Raw genomic sequence first — 24,675 nt, 5'->3', positions numbered from 1 at the left:
TAACGAACCTGAAAACAATGTTAATTAAGGTTAAAGGAAATCCTTATATTGATGATTAGCATGTACATTTGTCATAGTATGAAACATTCCAAACGGTCATATCTTTCCATCTTGCTGATGAGCAGTAGTCTTGTGCTGTTGCTCCTGTTTCAGGTTATCTGGCTGCAGAAAGTCTATAACGAGCAATACGAAATCCTGTACAAGGACGCGAATACTCTTTTTCGCACTACCATGATGGATCTTCAGGATTCTGTGGTTCGAAAAAATATGAAGCTCATTAAAGCAGATACGCTTGTTCACCGTGTCAGCCCGTCTCTGGTACCAGCAGGACAGCCTTCTTTGGAATTTGAACACAGATCGGAAAGGGTATTGATTCAAAATCATCGTATGAGAGGCGTCAGTTCTGTGATGGATACATTACCCGATAAGACCCAGGTAAAGATTTTTATCAGTTCTGATCAGCGTTTGGACTCTTCAGAGAAAGTATTGGGAAGTATAGCAGAGAATATTGGTGCACTACGAAAGAAAAATGGGAATTATAATTTTTTGGTTAAACTAGATATAGATTCTATTCCGGTTGGTGCTATTGCGAAACCCTATCAGCAGTCACTGATTAAGGCCAATATTGACTTACCTTTTCAGGTACTCCGATTGCCTGCTGGTATACCTTCAACCAAAGCCAGAGGTATACAAACAGAATTATTTGTAGGATTCCCAAGCCGAACAAATTACATGGCTTATTTTCCTGAATACAGAATGTATCTGTTTCGCCATAGTCTACCTCAACTGATATTTTCTGTTTTTCTGACACTGATTACCTCTTTCTCGTTCTTTCTGATTTACCGCAACTTCCAACGACAGAAACGCCTCAATCAGCTGAAAAATGACTTCATCAGTAATATTACACATGAACTCAAAACACCTATTACCACAGTAGGTATTGCCATCGAGGCATTGAGAAACTTTAACGTATTACAAGACCCTACTCAAACCAAAGAATACCTGGAAATATCCCGTCAGGAATTGAATCGACTCAATATCATGGTAGATAAGATATTGAAGACGGCTGTATTTGAAAACAGTGGAGTTGATATTCAGTGGGATACCATAGATATGGAAAAACTGATTGAACAGGTACAACAATCTATGCAGTTGCAGTATGAAAAGCTGGGTGCAGAGGTTGTATTTACCAGAGAAGGAAACAAATTTTCAGTGAGAGGTGATACCGTTCACTTGGTTAACGTAGTATACAATCTGATCGACAATGCATTAAAGTATACTGCTAAACAGCCCTCTATTACCATTCTTTTACGGGAGTTATGGGATAAGATTGAAGTATCTGTACAGGATGATGGTATCGGAATTGCAACAGAATTTCAGCATAAGATCTTCGAAAAGTTCTTTCGTGTTCCTACAGGTGATGTACACAATGCCAAGGGGTACGGCCTGGGACTAAATTATGTGAATCAGGTCATTGAAAAGCACAACGGACAAATAAAAGTACAAAGCGAACCCAACAAAGGCAGTTGTTTTACCATTTATCTACCCAAAGTATATGCAGAAAACTAAGGTGTTATATGTAGAAGACGAGCCGTTTCTGGGTAAAATCGTAAAAGAAAGCCTCGAAAGCCGGTCGTTTGATGTCTGTATGGTGGCAGATGGTCAACTGGTATCTGGTTTGTTTGAAGAATACAAACCTGATATTTGTGTGCTGGATATTATGTTGCCAAACAAAGATGGCTATGAAGTGGCGACCTCTATCCGCCAGAAGAATGCACAGATCCCTATTCTCTTCCTGACAGCTAAAACACAGACAGAAGACTTACTGAAAGGCTTTCAGGCAGGAGGAAACGATTACATCAAAAAGCCATTCAGTATGGAAGAGTTGATTGTTCGCATGCAAAATCTATTGCAGATAACCTACCGGAAAAGCCAGGTTTCCTCTCAAACTATCTCTATTGGCCGATACGAGTTTAACCCACAACGATACGAATTGAAGCTGGGCGACAAGCTGAGGAAGCTTTCATATAGAGAAACTGAACTGTTGTCTATCCTGGCCGAAAATCAGAATTTTACCGTTAACCGCAAAGATATTCTATTGCGGGTATGGGACGATGATTCTTTTTTCAATTCCCGTAATCTGGATGTATATATTACGAAGTTGCGTGATTACCTGAAAGAAGACACCTCTGTTCAGATAATCACTATTAAAGGAGTAGGATACAACTTTTTGGTAGGTAGATGATAGAATTTACTTAAATACCTGTAAAAAGCCTTTAAAAGCCTGCTTCCGTTCAGTAGCTATAAACTCATAGTAATATACCCCAGATGGCAAATTGGCCGCGCCCCAGTCACCCTGATAGTCTCTGGCTTCAAAAACTTTGATACCCCACTGATTCACAATACGTACCTGGTTAGCAGAATAGAGATTTAACGGCTCAGGATGCCAGGTGTCATTTTTTCCATCACCATCCGGAGTGATGACATTCGGTATAAACAGTGGATTTTCAAACGTGAGGCATAACTGATTGGATAAGGACTGATAGACTCCATTAGTAGATTGACCTGCCACATAAAAACAATACTGGAACCCTTCTGTTGTACCGGGTAGAGTTGCCTGAGGTAGAGTAGATGTTTTGAAAGATAGGAAGTCAGAGTCCTCATCCAGTTTCCTGAAAAGCTCATAGGATGCGGTTCCTCCTGACCAGGTTGTATACGGATTCCAGGTAAGAACTATTTTCTTGTCTGTTTCCATTCCTGTTCCCTGTAACAGAATGTTGCGGTGTATTTCGGATATAGCAGAGTCTCCACAGATAGTAAATGCCACCAGTCGGTATTCTGAAACCAGGCTATCCAGTGGTTGATTAGTAATGAATGTTGTTTGGTCATGGACAGTAGTTCTGCCTGCATCTTGCCAATTGAGTTGCCCCAGAATTCTAGTCTGTATCAGCACTTCAGGGAGATAAAAGGGCTGTTTTTGAATTACATATTGCAGTTTCAGCCTATCAGGTTGGTTCAGCACGCCACTCACATTGTACAAGTGAACATTTTCATTGCCAACTGTTTTCGGATTGATGACTGTCAGAGTATCTGAACGTCCAAAGCAAATCTCCAAAGCTGTATTCACACTTTCATTGATCCAGACCTTTCCTGTCTGCATTGTTGAATTCCAGCGAATGGTAACCTGAGCCGATCCTTGTCCGGCAATGACCTGTCCATTAATCACCTGCCAGTCATAAACTGAGCCATTGGTAGGTAGGATATGATACGTTTCAATCCATTGGCTACATAATAACGTATCACGCCCTTTGGGTTGTTCGGTTTCCAGATACTTGAATACCTTAACCGGAAACGGATTTATATTATCCAGACATCCGTTTGTATTGATAGAGATAGCCGAAACAGAGGCCTGCAGATTGGATGTATTCCAGTCCACATGTATGGTATCTGTATTTTGTCCGGATACAATCGTGCCACCTTGTACCTGCCAGGTAATCTGTTTTCCTTTCCATTTATCTTCAATCCAGTAGGATACTCCTTTCACACCCGGACATACAGATCGGCTCCCCTGTATCTTCCACGTATTCACTCCTTTGACAATCACCTGTACTGAGTCATAGTAAACACAGCCAGTCGGATCAGTCATCTTTGCATAAAACTGAACGGTATCGTTCGCACTGGTAGTTGGAATAGAGGGTTGATAGGTTGGATTGGCCGTATTGGCATTGCTTACCAATCCGGCAGGTTGCCAATTATATGTATAATTAGGGCGAGGGGTAGTGCCTAGCTTTACAGATTGGTGATTACATACCGATGCATTAGGTCCTGCAAAATCGTTTTTAGCAGGAGGTTCATAAAAATACCAGGATGGAAATACAGGAAGTGTAGTTGCAAGGCTATTTCCTGCTGGAATTGTTTGATAAACAAATGCTTTTTGGGCTATTGTACAGGCGCCAGGATTTTGTATGACAGAAAATGCTTTCGCTACTCCGTAATCAATATTGGTGACATCTGATATGACGATCTTTCGTTGTGGAGTGAGTTGCATAAAAGCTAAAACAGAATACGGCATTTCTGCAAATTTGAATAGAATCTGGCGTGACTGATCAAAAAAAGTAGCATTAGAAGCTGCCAGATCATAACAGACAAGCGTTTTGTTACTGGTAATTTCAAGAAGGTTCTGACTGGTCGTATATTGATATACACTATCCTCCACAACATACAAAAACCGACTGTCTGCAGAAAACTCTGTTGTACTTTGTAAAAAAGTCTGGATGGATGGATTTGCATTCGGATTGGAGACACCTGAATGTGTAATCTGTCGAAATGGGGTGAATATCCCTGTTTTGTTATCGAAACGTAATATTTTTAACATATTCTGGTTTTCTGTACCTGTTTGCAAAGCTGCTACTGAAAGAGTTAAAAAACGTCCATCAGGAGAAGCTCTTAATAAGATTCCCCCAAAGTTTGCATTGCCAACGCCACGAAATTCTGCTGTTCTAACGGGTGTTTTTGCAATACCTTGTTGAGTTACCCTAAAAGCAAGTAGTGAATCAGCAAATATACTTTGAGATATAAGCCAATAGTTGGGATCATCAGGTGTTTTGATCAGTGTAAAACCATCATGTTGTTTATCAGCAATCACTATATCTTTTTGCACTACATCTCCTTTGCCATTATTAAGGCTCATATCGATGAGAGAATACCGTAGCTTGGTGTCAAAATCTGCCTGTGTAGTACTTAATGGTTGCCGAACCATAAAACTATAATATTGAGTAGTACTACCTGGTACTGGAGCAATAATAACAGGCAGATACGTAGTTCCCCAGGTTACAGAAATGCCTTGTCCGTTAGGCATTACCTGTCCGGTCTTATCAAAATAACTCATCCCATCTGTAGAAAAAAGCAAGTTACCAGATGCATCCGCCACAGAAGCTCGATTTACATGATAAAAGCTTCCTGGAGCAGGTAGCACAGTAGTAGGAGGAAACTGCCCAAAGTTCAATCCATAATATTGACTAAGCCAGAAAGAAGATTCTTTTTGAGCAAAGCAGTGGGTAAAAGAAAATAGCAGGGATAGAAAACAGTAGATTTTTGCCATAGTAAAAAGTAGACTCTCTCATGTGATTTTGTTCGGAGAGTATTGTCCTCTGTTTTAAAAAATAGAAAAACGACAAAAGATATCTTCTCTTCCAAATGATCTATAAAGTTCTGAAGCTGCTCAGTTTTGTAGGGGCAATGAAAAGCAACAAGATGCAAAGACCTTATTATGAGTATTATGTAATGTTCTCAAGACACATGTTGTGTCAGAATAGTTGCATCACATTCTCTTGATATTTTTCACTATAAACGCAGTTAATAAATAGATACTGCATTTGTGAGAATAAGAAGAGTTAATAGAGTGAGCTCTGATAGAGCTACAGATTATAAGAGAGAGTCGATACAGGTTGGGGAGACTTTTTTACCTTCTTTCTGGGTTGTCTGGAAACCTCCTGGTTGGGAATTTCAACCATAAAGGATGTACCCGCACCTGCTACAGATTGCATATGAATAAACCCACCAAGTGTTCGTACAGCTTCTTTTACTGTATAGAGCCCCAAACCAGAGCCGGTAGATTGTATGGATGCCTTAAAGAACATATCAAAAATTTTGTGCTGGTACTCTTCTTCAATCCCAATCCCATTATCCTTGATAAAGATTTTAACCTTATCCGAAACATCAACAGTAAGGGATATCTGAGACTGAATGGATGTATTCCGGTAAGCAACAGCATTCGATACCAGATGGGTAATTATTGACCGTATACGCTCCTCATCACTATAAAATGTATCTTTCTGCCTGATATCTAACTGAAAGTGAATAGAGTCATCTTTTGTTTTTTGCTTGATATCAGTCACAATAGTCTGAACGAGTCCCCGAAAATGGATAGAGGTAGATGCAATCTTTTGATGCTTTATTTTTACATACTGAGCAATGTCAATCAGCAACTGATCCAGTTTGTAGGTGTTTTTATGAATAAGAGCAATATATGCCTGTTGTTCGGTTTCATCTGCTTCCTCCTCCAACAGATCCAGTAATCCCATAGTAGAGGCAATGGGTGTTCTCATATCATGAGAAGATCTGTAAATAAACTGATCTAATTCCTGATTTGCCTGTTGTAGTTTGTTGTTGGTTTCCTGCAAACTTCTTTCAAAGTTCTTTCTTTCTGATATATCCAGTAACGAGATGGCTACACTGACTACCTCATTGTCTTTGTTACAGATAGGTACAAAGTGAGCAGTCATCCACGTGGTTTCCGTACTTTTCTGAAAGAGAATATCCTTCTGAAAAATAGTTCCTGTCATCGCATTTCTAAATCCTTCTTCAAACCCCACCAGATTATATGGATGGATATAGGAAATGTAGTCTTTTCCTACTTCCAGTGTTGTCTGGTATTCTTCTCTATAAAAGTCATAAAACCTTTTATTGAAAAGTTCTATTTTTCTATTGGTATCAACAAGAATAATATATTGGTTATTGTTGTCTACCACTTTTTTCAGACGTTCCCGTTCCTGTATCACTGCATTGTGGCGTATTTGGGCAAAAATGAAATAGACAAAACACAATGTAGCGATTAGCGCCAGCACCATACAGAATATATGTACTTTGTGAAGTATATCTACTGAGAATCCAGTATATAAAAGCAAAGAGTGTTCTGTTATCTCTGTTGTAAACCAGCAGATAATGGTGAGAAGCAGATGGAAATAAAAGAAGTTTTTGTTTTTAAATGTGATTGTTGAGAATACAGCAAACAGAAGGGGAAAGAAGAAGTAAGAAACACCTGCCAAAACACCATAAAAGGCATCATGAATAAAAATAAGGAAATTGATGGCTATAATGGCAATAGATGTAATCCAATGATAGAATCCCTTATAGTGCATATACAAAAGTCCGAGGAATAAGCAAACCCAGCCTGTACTCAGCACTCCCAACCAGTATATACCTAGAATATAATCAACACTCGCTGCCAGAAAAAAAACACCCATACATATAACCAGAAACTGATAAACAATTACTGCACGCAGGGAACGTTCCTGGTATTTTTCTTTTGGTTTAAGAAAATACAATAAGTGATGCAGAAATGGATTCATACGAAAGGTGATCTGTTACTATTAATAGGTTCCTATAATGGAGAGTAACCTGAGATTTCGATAAGTCCTTACAGATGTAATATCTACGTAGGATTTTTTTAGATAAAAATATATATATTGATTGTCAGCCATTTGTTTAGAATTAATATAATTAGCCATTGTGAGAATATAAGATAGTAGTTACTCATACTGTTTTACTTTTTTGTAAATCTGATTCTGTAAAGAGTGTGGGTGTAAATATGTGTGAGTTTTAATTATTTTGAGTTATATATTTGTTAATATGGGCAATAGGAGCCAAAGAGGAAGTTTGTATATAAATATTTGCCTAAGCTGAATTAAAAGTTATTTTTGCATTTGTGAGAAAATTATGTCTTCACATATTGATCCTTTTAATGATAACGGATAGTTCGTTATTAGATCAGTTTCTGAAACTTCCTGTCTTCTTCCAGCATTATGAAGAGCATAAACAACGGGATCAAAACATCAGTTTGTTTGATTTTCTGTCTATGCACTATTGGGGAGAAGATATGAATGATCAGGACAATGATCGGGATATGCAATTGCCTTTTAAAAAGATCAATACCCATTCGCAACAGGTCTTGTTTATGCCTCCTGTGCGTATATCGTATAATCAGACATTTATACAAATTCTCCCCAAAGATGAACCTGCATACAAGTCCCAGTTTCATCCAGATCCCAGCCTACCTGCCCCATTCAGGCCTCCATGTGCGTAAATTGCAGTTTTAGTACTCTTTGATAGAGGTACTTTTCTGGTATTCAGGATAGTGGCTACTGACTGTGATTACAGCTTTGTTGTTCTCAGTCTTTAATCATTCTGTCTCCAACCATTTTCGTGTGTTGGGTTATGTAGGCTATTTGTTCTGTAGCATTCAGCTGAGAGCAGAGGTCGCATAGCTATACACGCTTTTCTGCAATTTACTATTCATCAAACCATGCTTGATAAGATCATTCAATTCTCAGTTAAGAATAAACTGATTGTTGGCTTATTCATTGCACTCTGGATTGTCTATGGTGTATATGAAGTGAGCCGATTGCCTATAGATGCCGTACCTGATATTACCAATAATCAGGTGCAGATTATTACTACGGCTCCTGCATTGGGAGCACAAGATGTAGAGCGACTGATTACATTTCCTATTGAACAAGCCATCAGTAATATCCCACATCTGAAAGAAAGTCGCAGTTTGTCCCGTTTTGGCTTGTCGCTGATTAGTGTGGTCTTTGAGGACGATGCAGATATTTACTGGGCACGTCAGCAGGTCACAGAACGCCTGCAACAAATAGAGATCAATGAAAACGCCCGCAAGCCCGAACTAGCACCTGTGTCTACTGGCCTGGGTGAGATCTATCAATATGTACTTCGTCCAAAGAATGGATATGAAGACAAGTATTCATTGGCTGATCTGCGTACGATTCAGGATTGGATTGTACGTCGGCAGTTACTGGGAACAAAAGGGGTTGCGGATGTCTCAACGTTTGGAGGTGAACTAAAACAATATGAGGTAGCTATCAATCCCTATCAGTTAAAATCACTTGGATTGACTATTTCTGATGTATTCAATGCCCTGAAGACGAATAACCAGAATACAGGTGGCGCCTATATAGAAAAAGGACCTGCAGTTATGTATATCCGCAGTGAGGGACTTGCCGGAAGTATTGCTGATATTGAGAATATTGTTGTTAAAAACACAACCGATGGGACACCTGTACTTATAAAAAATGTAGCAGCTATACGTTTAGGGGCTGCTACCCGCTATGGTGCCTTAACTTTTTATCCCAATGGTGAAGTAGTGGGTGCTATTGTGATGATGCTGAAAGGAGAGAATTCCTCTGAGGTAATCCAGAATGTAAAACAACGTATTGAGGAAATCCAGAAGACACTACCTGCTGGACTTGTGATTGAGCCTTTTCTGGATCGTACCAAAATGGTAAATAACGCCATTGGCACAGTAGAACATAATTTAATGGAAGGGGCGTTGATTGTGATTTTTGTGCTGGTAATCTTCCTGGGTAATCTGCGGGCAGGATTGATTGTAGCTTCGGTGATTCCACTGGCTATGCTCTTTGCCATTATCATGATGAATACATTTGGTGTGAGTGGCAACCTGATGAGTCTGGGTGCACTGGATTTTGGGTTGATTGTCGATGGCGCTGTAATCATCGTAGAGGCTATTCTGCATCACCTGCATTTCTCAAAAAGATACCAGCATGTCAATACACTTTCTCAGGAGGAACTTAATCAGGAGGTAGCAGGTTCCGCTTCGCGAATGATGAATGCTGCCGTATTTGGACAGATTATTATTCTGATAGTGTATCTCCCTATTCTTTCATTAGAAGGAATTGAAGGAAAGATGTTTAAACCCATGGCACAGACAGTAGCTTTTGCTATTATGGGAGCTTTTATTCTTTCGCTTACCTATGTACCCATGATTAGCTCACTTTTCATCAGCAAAAAGCTATCTCATAAGCCAACAATTTCGGATAGAGTGATGGACAAAATTGAAAACCTGTATCAACGGTTGTTGGGTAAAGCACTACGATTTCGGAAGACATTAGTTTTGTCTGCATTTGGATTATTTGCATTGGCTGTAGTTGTCTTTTCCAACATGGGAGGAGAGTTTATTCCCCAACTGGAAGAAGGTGATTTTGCAGTGGAAACACGTCTTCTGGTAGGAACCAATCTGTCTACTACTATCAAGAGTTTTCAGCAAATAGGAGAGGTGCTGGAAAAAAAGTTTCCGGAAATAGAAAAGATTGTATCACGTGTGGGGAGTGCTGAAATCCCTACTGATCCTATGCCTATCGAAGGAGGAGATATGATCATTGTGCTGAAAGATAAATCTGAATGGACAAGTGCCAGCAGCTTTCCTGAACTGGCTTCCAAAATGTCTGAAGCAGTACAGAATGCTATTCCTGGGGTGACACAAGGATTTCAGTTTCCGGTTCAGATGCGTTTCAATGAACTGATGACAGGGGCTAAGCAGGATGTAGTTTGTAAAGTATTTGGCGAAGACCTTAACACACTAGCCCGTTATGCAGAACAGATTGGTACTATCAGCAAAACGGTAGCTGGAACAGCAGACTGGTATGTTGAAAAGGTGACAGGTATGCCGCAGGTGGTTATTCGATACAACCGGGCAGAGATTGCCAAATATGGATTAAATATTGAAGAGATAAACCGTACTGTCAATGCTGCTTTTGCCGGAGCTGCTGCCGGACAAATCTATGAAGGTGAAAAACGGTTTGATCTGGTAGTACGTGTAGGTAGTGAGGGCCGGAAGAATATTGCAGATGTGAGAAACCTGATGATTGCTACTACCCATGGAAATCAGATTCCACTATATCAGGTAGCCGCCATTGATGAAATAGAAGGACCTAATCAGATTCAGCGAGAGAATGCCAAACGTCGAATTACCGTTGGCTTCAATGTAAGAGGACGTGATGTGCAATCTATTGTCGAAGAACTCCAGCGGAAAATAAATCAGAAAGTGAAACTGGAACCCGGTTATACTATTACGTATGGTGGCGCATTTGAGAACCTGCAACAAGCCAAACAACGTTTGAGCATTGCGGTGCCAGTGGCCCTGCTGCTTATTTTTGTGATGCTTTACTTTGCTTTTTCTTCTGTAAAAGAAGGAGCTTTAATTTATACAGCCATACCGTTATCTGCTATAGGTGGCGTGTTTGCACTGGCGTTGCGGGGTATGCCTTTCAGTATCTCAGCAGGGGTGGGCTTTATTGCCTTGTTTGGGGTGGCTGTATTAAATGGTATCGTATTGATCTCAGAGTTTAATCGCCTCAAAAAAGAAGACAGGATATTGGACACTTTACAGTTGGTGATGCAGGGAACGCGCAACCGTTTGAGACCAGTTCTTATGACAGCGGCTGTGGCTTCTCTGGGTTTTTTGCCTATGGCACTGAGTAATGGAGCAGGAGCAGAGGTACAACGTCCGTTGGCTACCGTGGTGATAGGTGGTTTGATCACTGCTACTTTGCTGACCTTATTTGTACTACCTGCCTTGTATCTGATGTTTGAAGGCAAATCCAAAGCAAAGCCTAGCCAGACAGTAGCAGCGACTATACTATTGTTTTTTAGTATTATAGCTGTTAATGGGCAGAATAACTCAATCACTCCAATAGGTCTGAATCAGGCTGTATCATTGGCACTAGAGCATAATCTTCAGGCACAGGGTGCCCGGCTGAATGAAAAAGCTGAAAGCATACGCCAAAGAAGTTCTTTCGAACTCGCCAAAACACAGCTATCTGCGGATTATGGGCAGATGAATAGTATACAGAATGATACCCGGTTTGGCATTAGCCAGTCGATCAGTTTTCCGTCTGTATACAGTAATCAAAAGAAATCATTACGTGAAAATTATCTGGCAGCACAGGCGGAGACCAGATTAATAGAACTTGACCTAAAAGCCAATGTACGACAGCTATTTTACGAACTGGTTTGGCTGCATGAAAAACAAAAGCTGTTGCACTATGCTGACAGCATTTATCTGTTGTTTGAGTCCAAAGCCAGTCTGCGATTCAAGACGGGTGAGACCAACATTTTGGAGAAAACAACTGCTCAATCTCATCGTCAGCAGATTGCTAATCAGTTGCGGATGATCTCTTCAGATATCACTATCGCAATGCGCCAGTTTAATCTGTTGCTTGGTGACAATACTCAGTATCTCCCTGAAACAGACAGTATTCGCATTTCTTTTGCTTTCAATCAATCGGTTACTCTGGAACAACTGCCTCAGGTATCTCTTACACAACACCAGACAGAAGCTGCTAAGTGGAGATGGCGGATGGAAAAATCCAGACTTCTGCCTGATTTTATTGTCGGTTATAATAACCAGAGTATAGCTGGTTATCAGATTGTGAATGGACAAGATACCTATTTCCCGACAAACAGACGATTTAGCTATGTCAGCGCAGGTATTGGCATACCTCTGTTTTTTGGAGCGCAATCTGCTAAAATAAATGCTGCAAAAGTAGAATGGGAGATGGCACAGAAACGAAGCAATTACAGGTTATCGCAACTACAGACAGAATGGCAAACTGCCTATGAACAGGTGCAGAAGTATGCTAACAGTCTGGAATATTATCAGCAACAGGCACTAGAAAATGCTACTACTATCATTACTACCGCTGACACACAGTTTATCGGAGGGGAGATTGATTACCTGCAATGGGTAATTCTGGTGGATCAGGCCATTGGAATTAAAAATGAGTATCTGGATATGCTCAATAGCTATAATCAATCGGTTATCCAGGCCCAAAAATTACTGAACTTATAAAACACAGACAGACTATGAAAAAATATATAATTTTCTTTCTTGCTGTTTTGACAATAGCCGCTTGTCAGAATCAGGAGAACGCAAAAGAAACAGCTTCTGAACAAGCACCTGCTGATACCAATATAGTAAAACTGACCACTGAACAGATTAAAAATGCAGGTATTGAAGTAGGTACACCCAAAACCACTCTGGTAAATGGTATACTTCAGCTACAAGGTACTATTGATGTCCCTCCACAAAGCGCAGTAAGTGTAAGTTTTCCCTTGGGTGGCTATTTGAGAAAGACAGATCTTCTACCCGGAATGCATGTACGAAAAGGACAGGTACTGGGTGTATTGGAAGATATGCAGTTTATTCAACTGCAACAAGATTATTTATCTGCTAAGGAAAAATTCCAGTTAGCAAGCACTGAATATGCACGTCAGCAGGAGCTCAATGCCAGTAAGGCAAGTAGTGATAAAGTATTGCAGCAAAGTAAAGCTGAATTGGAAAGCCAGCGTATCAATACACGGGCTCTGGCTGAAAAGCTGGAACTGATTGGACTCAATCCTAGCCGGCTTACCGCCGATAACATTTCCAGAACCGTAAATATTCTATCACCTATAAATGGTTTTGTAACAAAGGTCAATGTGAACATTGGAAAATATACTTCTCCAACAGATGTTCTCTTTGAACTGGTTAACCCTGAAGATATACACCTGGCACTAAATGTATTTGAGAAAGACATCAATCATTTGTCTGTAGGACAAAAAGTGATAGCCTACAACAATGAGAATCCGGATAAAAAATACGAAGCTGAAATTTTACTGATTAGTAAACATCTGGACCAGGATAGAATGGCTACTATACATTGCCACTTTAAGCAGTTTGATGCTACTCTTTTGCCCGGTATGTTTATGAATGCAGAAGTAGCGGTTAACAATAAAACCGCTCTGACTGTACATGAAGATGCTGTGGTACGCTGGCAAAATAGTTTTTATGTATTTGAGGAAAAAGAGCAGAATACATTTTATATGAAACGTGTTGTGCCAGGTAATACCAATGGTGATCTTGAACAGATAGATGCTCCAGGAATTACCACCGCCACAAAACTGGTAACTAAAAATGCCTATGCCTTACTGATGAAAATGAAAAATAATGCAGAAGGAGAAGATTAAAAAAATCGTATGACTTGTTATTACAGAACCATACAGCTTTAATTAATGGTTATAGGAACATTTTGCTTTATGTAAATGCTCACATAGAAAATGTTCCTACCACCATTAGACAGTAATTTCTGAGTTTTCCGTATTAGTTATCACTGTCATCACTATCAGTTGTATCTTCGGGTAGGTCTTCCTGATCCAGAGGGGTTTTGTCTTTTTCTTTGTTAATTAGCCGCCTGATTTTTGCGTATTGTGAATCTGCATTGCGTTCACGCGAGTAATTAGACGGGGTTTGCTCGTTTTTTTTCTTTTGGCCTTTCATAGGTGTTGCATATTGTTAGTGATAGTAAATAAATCCTGTTGGATTGATGTGAGTATACCGCGACTAATGATTGTTATTACATATTTGGAATGCTTGCAGAGATGTTACCATATCTTAGCCTTGATACATACCAGAGCCACTTAGTGACCTGCAAAAATGTATGATTATCTATACATATGGCAGAGATGGTGGTAAATTACAGAAATTCCTGAGCCAAACTCAGAAAGTATACACTTTTTTGTTGAACGGAATTTTATTAGGTAAAAAATGAAGCAGATCAACTTGAAATGTACAGATGGTATCCTTTAAAAACCAGCGTGAGGACTATCAGAGGTTAGGGTCTGTAACGCCTTCGTATGTCTACAATATCAAGAATTCGGTCAATTTCTGACACCGGTAAGCGTCCCAACTGCATAATAAACTTACAAATTGAGCAAAATTCCGTATGTAACTGAAGTGTGAGGTCCAGTCGCTGACGGCTTATTTCCAGCCGTTCCCGAATCAACTCCCATTCGGTTATCTGTTTTATTTCAGAGGGTAGAATAAAAATCTGTTTATACGCCAGTACATTCCGCATGTAATCGCAAAAAAGAGAATGAATCTCTGGATCTTTTAAGATCTGTTTCACAGATTTGATCATAATCAAATCAATCGGGCTCTGACTCATGGGACATCTGGCTGGGTTTCACAAGATAACAATTTAATCTGAAGATAGGTTGTTGAAAGTGTATGATTTTGTGCAGGCAATACATACTAGTATTTTTACAGAACAGATCACATAGATCGGTATTTGTATGAAATTAAGATACTATTTACACACTATATCATGATTTTGGACTCACTGGTTACAGATAGACTAATTCTGAGAAAATGGACGGAGAAGGATATCAACCCATTTGTGGAAATGAATCAGGATACTGACGTAATGAAATACTTTCCCAAAACACTGTCACAAGAAGAGACCTTATCTTTTGTAGAAAGAATCATAACTCATTTTGGCAAACACCACTTTGGATTGTTTGCACTCGAAGACAAAGCCTCAACAGAATTCATTGGTTTTACGGGTTTGATGATCCCGTCATTTGAAAGCGACTTTACTCCTTGTGTAGAGATTGGCTGGAGATTACGAAAAGAATTCTGGGGAAAAGGAATAGCCACAGAAGCTGCTAATGCTTGTTTGAAATTTGGTTTTGAAACGTTGAATCTGGATAAGATTGTATCATTTACCGCCAAACTAAATACCAGGTCAGAGAAGGTGATGCAACGACTTGGAATGTCTTGCATCAAAGATTTTGACCATCCGAAAGTTGATAAGGATAGTATGCTTTGTCGTCATGTATTATATGAACTAACAAAGGAGCAGTTTGCTTCCTCTTATTTGTAAGCGGAGCAAATCAAAAGATAAATTAATAGTAAGCAACTAAAGCTTCTCTTAGTAGTAGACTAAATTATTATAAACAACGCAAGCCTTTAACCTACTATGAGTATTACCAGAGCATTTATAATACTCCCTGTCTTATTTCTGACTATCTATTGTGGATTTGTAAATGGTAGCGAGAAATTGCCTTCGTTTGAACTTCAATCCCAAAAATCTATTCAGACAATAGATACTTCGGGGCTGAGTAACAAAGAAAAAAACTTATTGAAAAAGCTACTAAAAGTTAATATGAAAGTTTTTAAAGGAAAGACAGTCAAATCATTTATTGCAAGTCCGACAATTAAAGAATATAGATATTATGTTTTGACAGATGAACCTCCTGGACATTTAAGTCATCTTCTTTTAATTTATAGTGATAAAATAATAATTAATGTCTATTCAGATAAACTTCAGTATACAAAGAGTTCTAGTGAGACTCTTAATTGGAATTTAAGTACCTATGGAAAAGAAAAGATTAGTCGAATAGCGTTGTGTATTGATGGATATGGGAGTATGGATAAATGTATCCAGTTGTAGAATAGTTAGCTATAATGGATATTTATTATTTGGATTGTCCGTATTATTTAGGTGTAAATGTTTGTTGTAATAAATCAAGTTGTTTTCATTATTGACAAATAATGTGATTATAAAATGAAATATCAGTTCACTATTCCCACATTAAAGTTTTCAGTTGCTGGATTTTTCATTTCCGGTTTTTCAATGACCGGTATTCTTGGTTTGCAAACGTTATTGCAATCTTTTACCCAGGGCTGTGAGGTAGCATGGAAACTACTATTCATTTTAATGGCAAGTGGATCCATAATTACTCCGTTTATTTTTACCTGTTTTGTTTTAAAAGATAGCCAATCTCAGAAGTTTAGTGAGGGAAAGATCTGGCTTTATAATCTTTTAGAGTATATATTTTTGCAGTGTTCTATTGGGTGGTTATTTAGTAATGCTAAAACGCTCTGTTATGTAAGTGATGGCCAAAATGGATTACAATTTGTATTTACGTCTTGGATGGGATTATGTATACAACTCTTTTATAGCTTATTATTAGACTGGATGAAGAATAACAAAACTCTTACCCAGTCAGTTGTGTTGGAACAGGAGCTTTAAAATTGACAAACAAATCACATGATTCTATACACTACTTATAGTATGGCAACTTAATATGATTCTTGACATATGTCCCTCTGGGATATTATTTATGGTTTCAGACATGTTTCGGTCATTGAAAGTGAAGAGAGTGTAATCTTGTTAATCTCTTTGAAGCTATCAGAAATTTGATGGCTCTTCAATGATATGAGGGTTCTGATAGTTTTTTAATTTAAGCAAAGCACTCATATATGCTCGCTCTATTGTGTAGGCGTAATCAATCGTGGGTTGATTTGTCGGATACGATTAAGCCGGTTTGGTGCAAGCAACTTGAACTTCAGTGCATTTTTTATGGCTACATCTGTTACACAATTGCCTGTCTGCTTTAGTGTGACTCGCAGAGTATTTAGTTTGACGGTTACATTTGTATTGCTACCGACATCATCTCCTTTGCCATCACCCATAAATGTATACGTTTGAACAGGCCCAGTACCGGCAAATTTATCCAGTTCATGGTCGTTATCTCGATAGGAGTAACTGCTTTCTACAGGTCCTACAATTTCTGTTATTTGCCAGCCGGGATCTGCCTGATAAATAGTTGATTGCTGAGTGCCACGAGCTTCTGTCCAGTCGTCTTCTGTTTCTTTGGCCGACATATAGATAACAGCATCTACATGGTTACCCAGGTTCAGCAGCTTTACAGTACAATATATATCCGGACCGTTTCCGTCAAATTCTTTATCTCCCGAACCTACACGTGGAGGCATAAAAGAGATTGGAGATATCGAAATATTGGGAGAAGTCTTGACTTCACAGATAGGAGTTGTTTTTTGTAGAATTCCTATGGAAGAAATATTTCGGTCGTTCCATTGTAGGATAATCCGTGTACTGGCTCCGGTAAGATTGACACCATTACCACCCAGATTTAACGTCATATGGTAATGAGTAGGCTGATCCATAAAAGACGAAATATCTGTAAGAGCTCCTCCATTTTCGAGCAGAACTTTGATCTTTGCTTTGTCAAAATCGTATCCGTAAAACTCAATCTTATTTCTTCGTGAAGGGTCCAGCTCCATATCAATAGCCAAAGGAACCACTGTACAGAGCTGAGGCTCCAGTGATGGAGGCTGATTGCCCAGAAATTGTGCCTTGATATTTTGTAACCCTTGTATCAATCGGTTGCGAAAAAAATCTGCATCACAACGTATCTCAGCACCAGATGCGGCAACCGCACGATTAAGTAAATCGGTCATCTCAGTACGAATGGTAGATTGCACATCTTTGGGTAAATCGTTAATCGCCTTTTGCAGGATTTCCCGCCAGTTGGCAGATTCACTGGATAAATCACCAATGGCATTATCAATGACAGATGTCACTTGGGTAGTGATATTATTGGCGGTACCCAATATATCTCCAATAGCACTTTTGATACCACATTGTGTAAAGCATACAAGAATACACAGATAACAGACAGGCAGGAAACGTGACATGATCTGATTGTGAGATAGGTTAAAAAACAGAATGAGCAAAAGAAGAATTCAAAAGAGTACTGGAATGTGCAATAGTCAACTGAATTGATATTCGGAGTAAATACTTATTGCTAAGCGCTTTACTGTTAGTGGATTAAATAAGATGAGGTAAACAGATGTAGCCGAAGACTGTCTGATTTGTTATTTGTGTTTTCGAAATACCAGCAGAACCTGAATGAATTTTTATATAGTATTAACCAGGAAATTTTACTTGAATAAGCGGAAAGTGTATGTTTTATTCTATCTATTGCCTTGTATACAGAGGCGTAGAGGTAATGTAAAGGCATGGAAAAATACAAATAAGTAACATTTTACTATTGTCTATATATAAAATAGAGAATTGTACTAATACAGTATAGATATGTGATTCTGTTTATAGAAATAGCGAAATTAATTTTGTGTTTATTGTAAAAGCAATAATGAATATTGGGATAATACGTTTGTTGGTAAAATTTTATATCGATTTTATACAAATGGCTTTCTTTTTTCAATAGCATTTCGTAGAATTGTTGTCCAATAGGTCTTTACTCTTGTTTAGCTACTGATTAAGCTACGATACGAATGTACAAGGCAACGCGCAAAACATGTCATAAAAGATTGGATATATGCTTGTTGGGTATACCTGACAGGTTTCTGAGCTGACTCCCTGATATACTGAAATTACATTTCTCAATAAACTATCCAAACTATCTTGCGGGATGCCAAGTTTGAACTATTCTCATTTGTCTGATAGTGAGTTATTGGAACTGATGAAGTTGCAAGACGATCAGGATGCCTTTCGCGAAGTCTACAAACGTCACTGGAGAAGTGTGTTTCTGGTAGCTTATAAAAAACTGCATGATAAAGAACTAGCAGAAGAGTTTACACAGAATTTATTTGTAGATGTATGGGAAAAGCGGAGCGAAAATACTATCCGACAACTACCTTCGTATTTATTTGGGGCACTAAAGTTTACGATTATTAATTATTATAAATCGCAAATGGTGCATGAGAAGTATGTCAGTTACAAGCATGGCAATAACGATTCTATTTCTCATACCACTGAAGAATTAGTAATGCTTGCAGATCTTTCGCAGGCAATTGAAAAAGGTATGGCTTTGCTACCTCCCAAAAGCAGAGAGGTATTTAAACTAAGTAGGGTAGAGCATTTTTCTGTAAAAGAGATCGCATCTCTGCTAAACATATCAGAGAAAGCAGTAGAGTATCATATTACACAGTCACTAAAACAGATCCGTGTCCATTTGAAGGATTATATTCTGTTTGTATTATTATTCTTATTCCGATAGATTGTTGTGGTTAGAGATACACAAATTGCTGGTTACCTTTAGGAGGATGACTTGTGACTTCATCTTCGTATGAGGACGGGGGTATATAAAAAAGCAATTCCCGGCAATGCAACTGTATCTACCAGGATAATCTATCTTTCCTTCTCCTATAGCTTTTTTAATTTTTACAAGGAATCTACTAGTTAGAACATCCGTTCCGAGCTGTCAAGGTAAGAGAGTCTGTTTCTTATTTCTTTTTTGTCCTTCTGAAAGAAACTTGTGACAAATAGAGTCATGCTTGGGTTTTGAGAAAAGAATTATTTCCAATCCAAAGGCCGCCGGTTTTGCCACGAGTTCCTTTCAGGAGGACAAAGAGGAAGAGGGTCTTTCAGAAAGATACAAAAGGTAGATTGATTTTCGGAAGGACAGAAAGGAAATACTCTGCCAGAACGACAATGAAATAGGCCAGAAGTAAACAAAAACTCTCTTAATCTAATGCCAATAAAAGATAATAACTCTATTTATAACATATCTTCTCTGAAAGTATTTTCTCGACACTTCTAACTATTCCTTCGCTGATTAAAAATATTCATTTCGGTTTGCATTGGTAATCAGTAAGTTAAGTTTGTTTCTTAAAGAAAGTGAAAAAAAATGATAATCTGTTTAGGGATAGGAGGGGACTTTGTTGACATAGATACATAAGCACATTTTAACATCCATAGCTGTGAATCATAAAGTCTTTCATCAATTACTGAAACGATATCTGAAAGGAGACGCTACTGAAGAAGAAAAGGGTGTAGTAGAACAGTGGTATGGGATATTGGATAAGGAGGATCTGCCAGGTATCACCAATGATACACTGGATGCTATGGACGACAAATTGTGGAAAGATGTAAAGGAAAGAATCAATCAGCCTAAGACGCCAGTTATACCTATTTCCAAGCCTGATTACAACCCCTTTCGGCGATTGCAATGGGTAGCCGCTTCTGTAATTGCATTGATATTGGTAACAGGTGCACTTTTGTTCTATACAAATAGAACTTCTCAGTATGGATCTGTTGCTCAGTCTGATAAGGTACAAACAGTGAATACAACAGGAAAACCACTAAGGGTAGCACTAGCAGATGGAAGTAATGTATTACTGGAATCAGGAGCCAGCCTTATGTATTCCCGAACTTTTGATAAAGATAGAAGAGATGTATATCTGAAAGGACAAGCATTTTTCAATGTAACCAAAGATACCAAACGACCATTTTATGTACATAGCCAGCAATTACTTGTACATGTAGTTGGGACAAGTTTCTGGGTGCGGGAACAGGAAAAAAATACAGAAAGTGAAGTAGTAGTGGTAACAGGGAAGGTACGTGTTGCCAAAGCTGAAAAAGGACTACTTCCGAAATTTCTTTCTGAAAAAGAAGAGGTTGTGCTGACACCTAATCAGCGGGTTACCTATACTAATGAAGACAAAGATTTGACAGTGAGTATTGTAGAAGATCCTGTTGTGATAAATAAAGAAGCTGCTGCAGCCAATCTGATCTTTAACGAGAATACCTTATTACAAGTGTTTGACCAACTGGAAAAAACATATGCTATTCCTATTCATACAATAAACAAAGGTGTATACCGATGCACATTTACAGGTGATCTGAGTGATCTGGATCTGTATGAAAGTCTGGATATGATATGCCAGTCAGTAGGTGCCAGTTATGAAGTCAAAGAATTAAATATTGTACTCTATGGGGGCAATTGCCGGTAAGAACCAGTAGAAAAGATTTTATTACTCATCAATACACTAAAACCATTGCCTATGAAGAATAGATACTCATTCAGGTAAAAATAAAAGAGAGAGTACGCAGCGATTGAAAAACCAGCTGACAATGTGGGGGCATTGGCAGCTGGTTACTACCCGCCAGGGTAGGATTTTGTCCGCAACCTATTTTATCCGAACAAACCTTTCAAATGTATGAAGAAAAAACGAATTGTAGGTTTTCTGCAAACCACAATGAGGATTGCTATTGCCCAAACTTTACTGGTTACAGTATTTACATGTACTACATTTGCTAATACTGTACTGGGTCAAACACTGGACCAATCTGTTTCTTTGTCGGTAAAGAATGCCGAGCTACGCGATGTTTTAAAACAGATTCAGGCGCAGACAAGAGTTCGGTTTGTGTATAGTCCAAATACAATCAATGTTGATCAGAAGGTATCTGTACAGGCTAACAATGAGAAACTGGATATCTTTCTAAAAGAATTATTATCTGAACTGGATATTCAGTTTAAACTGGTAAAGGATAGAATATTACTGTCCAAAAATCCTGAACCGGCTATAAAAGCACAAATTATAAGCGTAATTGAGCAAAAAGAAAGTGCACTGATCGGGCAAAAAGCAGCACCTATTGTGGTTTCCGGAAAAGTTACCGATGATAAGAAAGATGCCTTGCCTGGTGTAAGTGTTTTAATAAAAGGTACTACCATTGGTACAACCACAGATGGAGAAGGTAACTATCGGCTAAGCATTCCTGAAGAACATAGTAAGGGGGCACTTGTATTTTCATTCATAGGCTTTACTTCCAGTGAAGTTCTCATCAACAACCAGACTACAATCAATGTGGCATTGGTAACCAATGTTAAATCACTGAATGAGGTAGTAGTGACAGGTTATCAGGAAATCCGGAAAGAAAGCTTCACAGGTACTGCCATCACAATAAGTGGCGATGATCTCAAAAAAGTAAATCCACTGAACTTTCTGCAGAGTTTACAAACTTTCGATCCTTCTTTTCGGATTACTCAGGATAATACATTCGGTTCTAATCCCAACAAACTGCCTGACATTACTGTCAGAGGAGCATCTGGTTTACCCTCTTCCTCGTCGGGTACACAGTCCGACGACAATAGCATGAGCCGAAGAAGTCTGGCCACAAATCCAAATCTGCCTACTTTCATTCTGAATGGATTTCAGGTAGGTATCCAGACTATTTATGATCTGGACTGGAACCGGGTTGAATCCATAACCTTGCTGAAAGATGCGGCGGCTACAGCTGTCTATGGTTCACGGGCTGCCAATGGGGTTGTTGTTATTACTACCAAAAAACCAAAGGAAGGACAACTACGGTTTAGTTACAACTACGATATGTCTGTAACTGGTCCTGATTTAACAGTATACAATGTCCTGGATGCAAGAGACAAGCTGGAATATGAACGGTTGGCAGGGTTGTATACAAGTAAACAAGCCTATCAGATGACAGATGATGAAGCTGCTAAACTGTACTATCAGAAGAAATATACTGTTGAGAGCGGGGTAAATACCTATTGGCTGTCAGAACCAGTCAAAACAGCTGTAGAACACAATAATTCCTTATCGCTGGAAGGTGGTTCCAATGTACTGCAATATAACCTGACAGCCCGTTATCAGACACTGAAAGGGGTAATGAAAGGCTCTGGAAGAAATCGCTTTGGGGCAGATGTAAATCTGGCTTATAATATTGATAATAAGTTTTTCTTCACAAACAACCTCTCCGTTACCAATGTAGTGGCAAATGAGTCTCCTTATGGGAAATTTGAAGATTACATACGGATGAATCCTTACTATGCCAAGAAGGATGCAAATGGAAATCTCATTCGGGAGGTGGATAGCTGGAACACTTCGGGCATTGTTAATAATGATGGAGATCAGGGACTTGTTGTGAAGTCTGTTCTTAATCCTGCCTATGATGCCTCATTGAGCAGCTTTGATAAGTCAGCGTATACGCAAATTATCAATTCGTTTGCTGTGAACTGGAATATTGCCTCGGGAATCAATCTGCGTGGACAGTTGAGTATAGCCAAGCAACGTACTGCTTCTGATATTTTCAAATCTCCTCTCAGTAATGAGTTCTATTCCTATAAGGGGGATGATCTGAAGAAGAGAGGCCGATACACCTATGGAGGTAAAGACGAGACTACACTGGATGGAAATATGGTATTGTCCTTTAACAAGGCTGTTTCCAATCATTTTGTGAATGCTTCGCTTGGTACCAATCTCAGAGATTACAGCAATGATTACAAAGATTTTACAGTGATGGGATTTGCCAATGATAAGTTTGATAATGTGGGACTGGCAAACCGCTATTCTGATGATGATAAGTATAGACCAACAGGTTATCAGTCTACCGAACGATTGCTTGGTTCATTTGCTGCTGTAAACTATTCGCTATCAGATAAATATCTTTTGGATTTAAATGCTCGTCTGGATGGTTCTTCCAAGTTTGGTACAAAGAATAAGTTTGCACCATTCTGGGCAGCGGGAATTGGCTGGAATCTCCATAAAGAAGGATTTTTAATTGGGTCACCCATTATCAACCAATTGAAACTTCGGGCTAGTACCGGATTAACAGGTGAAGTGTCCTTTGAACCGTTTCTGGCAAGAACAACCTATGAATACTATAGTGACTGGTATTCTTCTGGAGCAGGTGCGGTGTATAAAGCTTATGGTAATGAATCGCTTAAATGGCAGCGTACGCGCAACTATGATTTAGGGATGGAGTTACAGTTGCTGAAGGGCATGATTTATATTTCTCCACGCTATTACTACAAACTGACACAGGATCTGTTGGCTGATATTGTTGTGCCACCATCAGCAGGCTTTAGTTCCTACAAAGCCAATCTGGGCTTTATGGAGAACAAAGGATGGGAACTGAACTTACGGTCAACATTGGTGAAGAAGAAAAACTGGGATCTGAGTCTGTTTGTTAATATGACACACAATACCAATACCATCAAAAAGATTTCAGAGTCTCTGAAAAAGTATAACGATGAAATAGATAAGCAACAGGAAAAACCTGACTACCAGGGCACCCCTTTGCTACGCTATAAAGAAGGAGAATCTATAAACTCAATCTACGCAGTTCAATCACTAGGGATAGACCCGGAAAATGGAAAAGAAATATTTGTAAAGAAAGACGGTACGCTTACCTATATCTATAGTGTAAAAGATATCGTTCGGGTAGGTGATACCTCCCCCGATGCAGAGGGATTTTTTGGAGGTACACTTTCCATAAAGAACTTCTTTCTGACTGTTAATTTCTATACCAAATTTGGTGGTGATCTGTACAATCAAACATTGGTAGATCGTATCGAAAATGCGGATCCCCGCTACAATGTAGACAAACGGGTTCTGACAAGCCGCTGGAAGCAACCAGGTGATCATGCATTGTTCAAGGACATTACTGACTGGAACTCAACCCGTGCCAGCTCCAGATTTATCCAAAAGGATAATGTAGTAGAGTTGCGTTCTGTAAACCTTACCTATGAAACGCCTCGTTCTCTGGCTAAGCGATTGCATATGCAAAGCCTGCGTTTTATGGTTACTACAAATGATATCTGGAGATGGTCAGCTGTAAAAATGGAACGTGGAATAGACTTCCCTTTTGCCCGTACGGTTTCTTTCTCTATTCAAACCAGATTCTAAGCTAC

Annotated in this window: 16 protein-coding genes; 11 read left to right on the top strand and 5 right to left on the bottom strand. The window is 39.0% G+C overall.

The genetic code is table 11. From position 1 onward, the window contains the following. The first annotated feature begins 78 nt into the window (after positions 1-78). Both QNI22_RS26570 and QNI22_RS26565 read left to right on the top strand, forming a co-directional pair. Positions 79-1,569 (top strand): sensor histidine kinase, encoded by a 1,491-nt coding sequence (locus tag QNI22_RS26570; protein WP_314515390.1) that lies wholly within the window; start codon positions 79-81, stop codon positions 1,567-1,569. After that, positions 1,556-2,245 carry a response regulator transcription factor gene (locus QNI22_RS26565; RefSeq protein WP_314515388.1) on the top strand — a complete coding sequence of 230 codons (690 nt, stop codon included), beginning with the start codon at positions 1,556-1,558 and terminating at the stop codon, positions 2,243-2,245. The genes QNI22_RS26570 and QNI22_RS26565 overlap by 14 nt, the downstream gene beginning before the upstream one ends. Before the next feature lie 6 nt (positions 2,246-2,251). Here QNI22_RS26565 and QNI22_RS26560 read toward each other — a convergent pair whose 3' ends face one another. Further along, on the bottom strand, positions 2,252-5,101 hold the full coding sequence (locus QNI22_RS26560) for a T9SS type B sorting domain-containing protein (RefSeq protein ID WP_314515387.1): 2,850 nt from the start codon (positions 5,099-5,101) through the stop codon (positions 2,252-2,254). A 316-nt stretch (positions 5,102-5,417) separates the two neighbouring features. Continuing rightward, positions 5,418-7,130: a PAS domain-containing sensor histidine kinase gene (locus QNI22_RS26555; protein ID WP_314515386.1), complete on the bottom strand. Its 1,713-nt coding sequence runs from the start codon at positions 7,128-7,130 to the stop codon at positions 5,418-5,420. Between the two features lie 392 nt (positions 7,131-7,522). On the opposite strand from QNI22_RS26555, the gene QNI22_RS26550 reads away from it, so the two are divergent. The 3 genes from QNI22_RS26550 to QNI22_RS26540 all read left to right on the top strand — a co-directional run bounded on the left by QNI22_RS26550 (position 7,523) and on the right by QNI22_RS26540 (position 13,602). Next, positions 7,523-7,864: a hypothetical protein gene (locus QNI22_RS26550; RefSeq protein ID WP_314515384.1), complete on the top strand. Its 342-nt coding sequence runs from the start codon at positions 7,523-7,525 to the stop codon at positions 7,862-7,864. Positions 7,865-8,083: 219 nt separating this feature from the next. Next, positions 8,084-12,445 carry a CusA/CzcA family heavy metal efflux RND transporter gene (locus QNI22_RS26545; protein WP_314515382.1) on the top strand — a complete coding sequence of 1,454 codons (4,362 nt, stop codon included), beginning with the start codon at positions 8,084-8,086 and terminating at the stop codon, positions 12,443-12,445. A 14-nt stretch (positions 12,446-12,459) separates the two neighbouring features. Continuing rightward, entirely contained in the window at positions 12,460-13,602 is a 1,143-nt protein-coding gene (locus QNI22_RS26540) for an efflux RND transporter periplasmic adaptor subunit (protein WP_314515380.1), read from the top strand. Between the two features lie 133 nt (positions 13,603-13,735). On the opposite strand, the gene QNI22_RS26535 is transcribed toward QNI22_RS26540, so the two are convergent. Next, a complete protein-coding gene (locus QNI22_RS26535) occupies positions 13,736-13,912 on the bottom strand; it encodes a hypothetical protein (protein ID WP_314515377.1) in 177 nt (58 codons plus the stop codon). A 334-nt stretch (positions 13,913-14,246) separates the two neighbouring features. Then, positions 14,247-14,540 carry a hypothetical protein gene (locus QNI22_RS26530; protein WP_313982385.1) on the bottom strand — a complete coding sequence of 98 codons (294 nt, stop codon included), beginning with the start codon at positions 14,538-14,540 and terminating at the stop codon, positions 14,247-14,249. A 198-nt stretch (positions 14,541-14,738) separates the two neighbouring features. On the opposite strand from QNI22_RS26530, the gene QNI22_RS26525 reads away from it, so the two are divergent. The 3 genes from QNI22_RS26525 to QNI22_RS26515 all read left to right on the top strand — a co-directional run bounded on the left by QNI22_RS26525 (position 14,739) and on the right by QNI22_RS26515 (position 16,448). After that, the gene (locus QNI22_RS26525) at positions 14,739-15,296 is read left to right on the top strand and encodes a GNAT family N-acetyltransferase (RefSeq protein WP_314515373.1); all 558 of its coding nucleotides are present in this window, start codon (positions 14,739-14,741) and stop codon (positions 15,294-15,296) included. A 96-nt stretch (positions 15,297-15,392) separates the two neighbouring features. After that, entirely contained in the window at positions 15,393-15,866 is a 474-nt protein-coding gene (locus tag QNI22_RS26520) for a hypothetical protein (protein ID WP_314515372.1), read from the top strand. A 114-nt stretch (positions 15,867-15,980) separates the two neighbouring features. Then, a complete protein-coding gene (locus QNI22_RS26515) occupies positions 15,981-16,448 on the top strand; it encodes a hypothetical protein (RefSeq protein ID WP_314515370.1) in 468 nt (155 codons plus the stop codon). 239 nt (positions 16,449-16,687) lie between these two features. Here the strand turns inward: QNI22_RS26515 and QNI22_RS26510 are convergent, their stop codons facing one another. Further along, the gene (locus QNI22_RS26510; RefSeq protein ID WP_314515368.1) at positions 16,688-17,917 is read right to left on the bottom strand and encodes a hypothetical protein; all 1,230 of its coding nucleotides are present in this window, start codon (positions 17,915-17,917) and stop codon (positions 16,688-16,690) included. Between the two features lie 737 nt (positions 17,918-18,654). Between QNI22_RS26510 and QNI22_RS26505 the strand changes: the two genes are divergently transcribed. From QNI22_RS26505 to QNI22_RS26495, 3 genes are all read left to right on the top strand, one after another. Beyond that, the gene (locus QNI22_RS26505; RefSeq protein ID WP_313982409.1) at positions 18,655-19,242 is read left to right on the top strand and encodes an RNA polymerase sigma factor; all 588 of its coding nucleotides are present in this window, start codon (positions 18,655-18,657) and stop codon (positions 19,240-19,242) included. Positions 19,243-19,945: 703 nt separating this feature from the next. Continuing rightward, complete coding sequence (locus tag QNI22_RS26500) at positions 19,946-20,977, top strand: FecR family protein (RefSeq protein ID WP_314515367.1); 1,032 nt, start codon at positions 19,946-19,948, stop codon at positions 20,975-20,977. A gap of 207 nt (positions 20,978-21,184) precedes the next feature. Then, on the top strand, positions 21,185-24,670 hold the full coding sequence (locus tag QNI22_RS26495; protein ID WP_314515364.1) for a SusC/RagA family TonB-linked outer membrane protein: 3,486 nt from the start codon (positions 21,185-21,187) through the stop codon (positions 24,668-24,670). The last annotated feature ends 5 nt before the right edge of the window (positions 24,671-24,675 follow it).

Source organism: Xanthocytophaga agilis (genome assembly GCF_030068605.1).
Taxonomy (GTDB): Bacteria; Bacteroidota; Bacteroidia; order Cytophagales; family 172606-1; genus Xanthocytophaga; species Xanthocytophaga agilis.
This window is presented reverse-complemented; position numbering and strand designations above follow the sequence as displayed.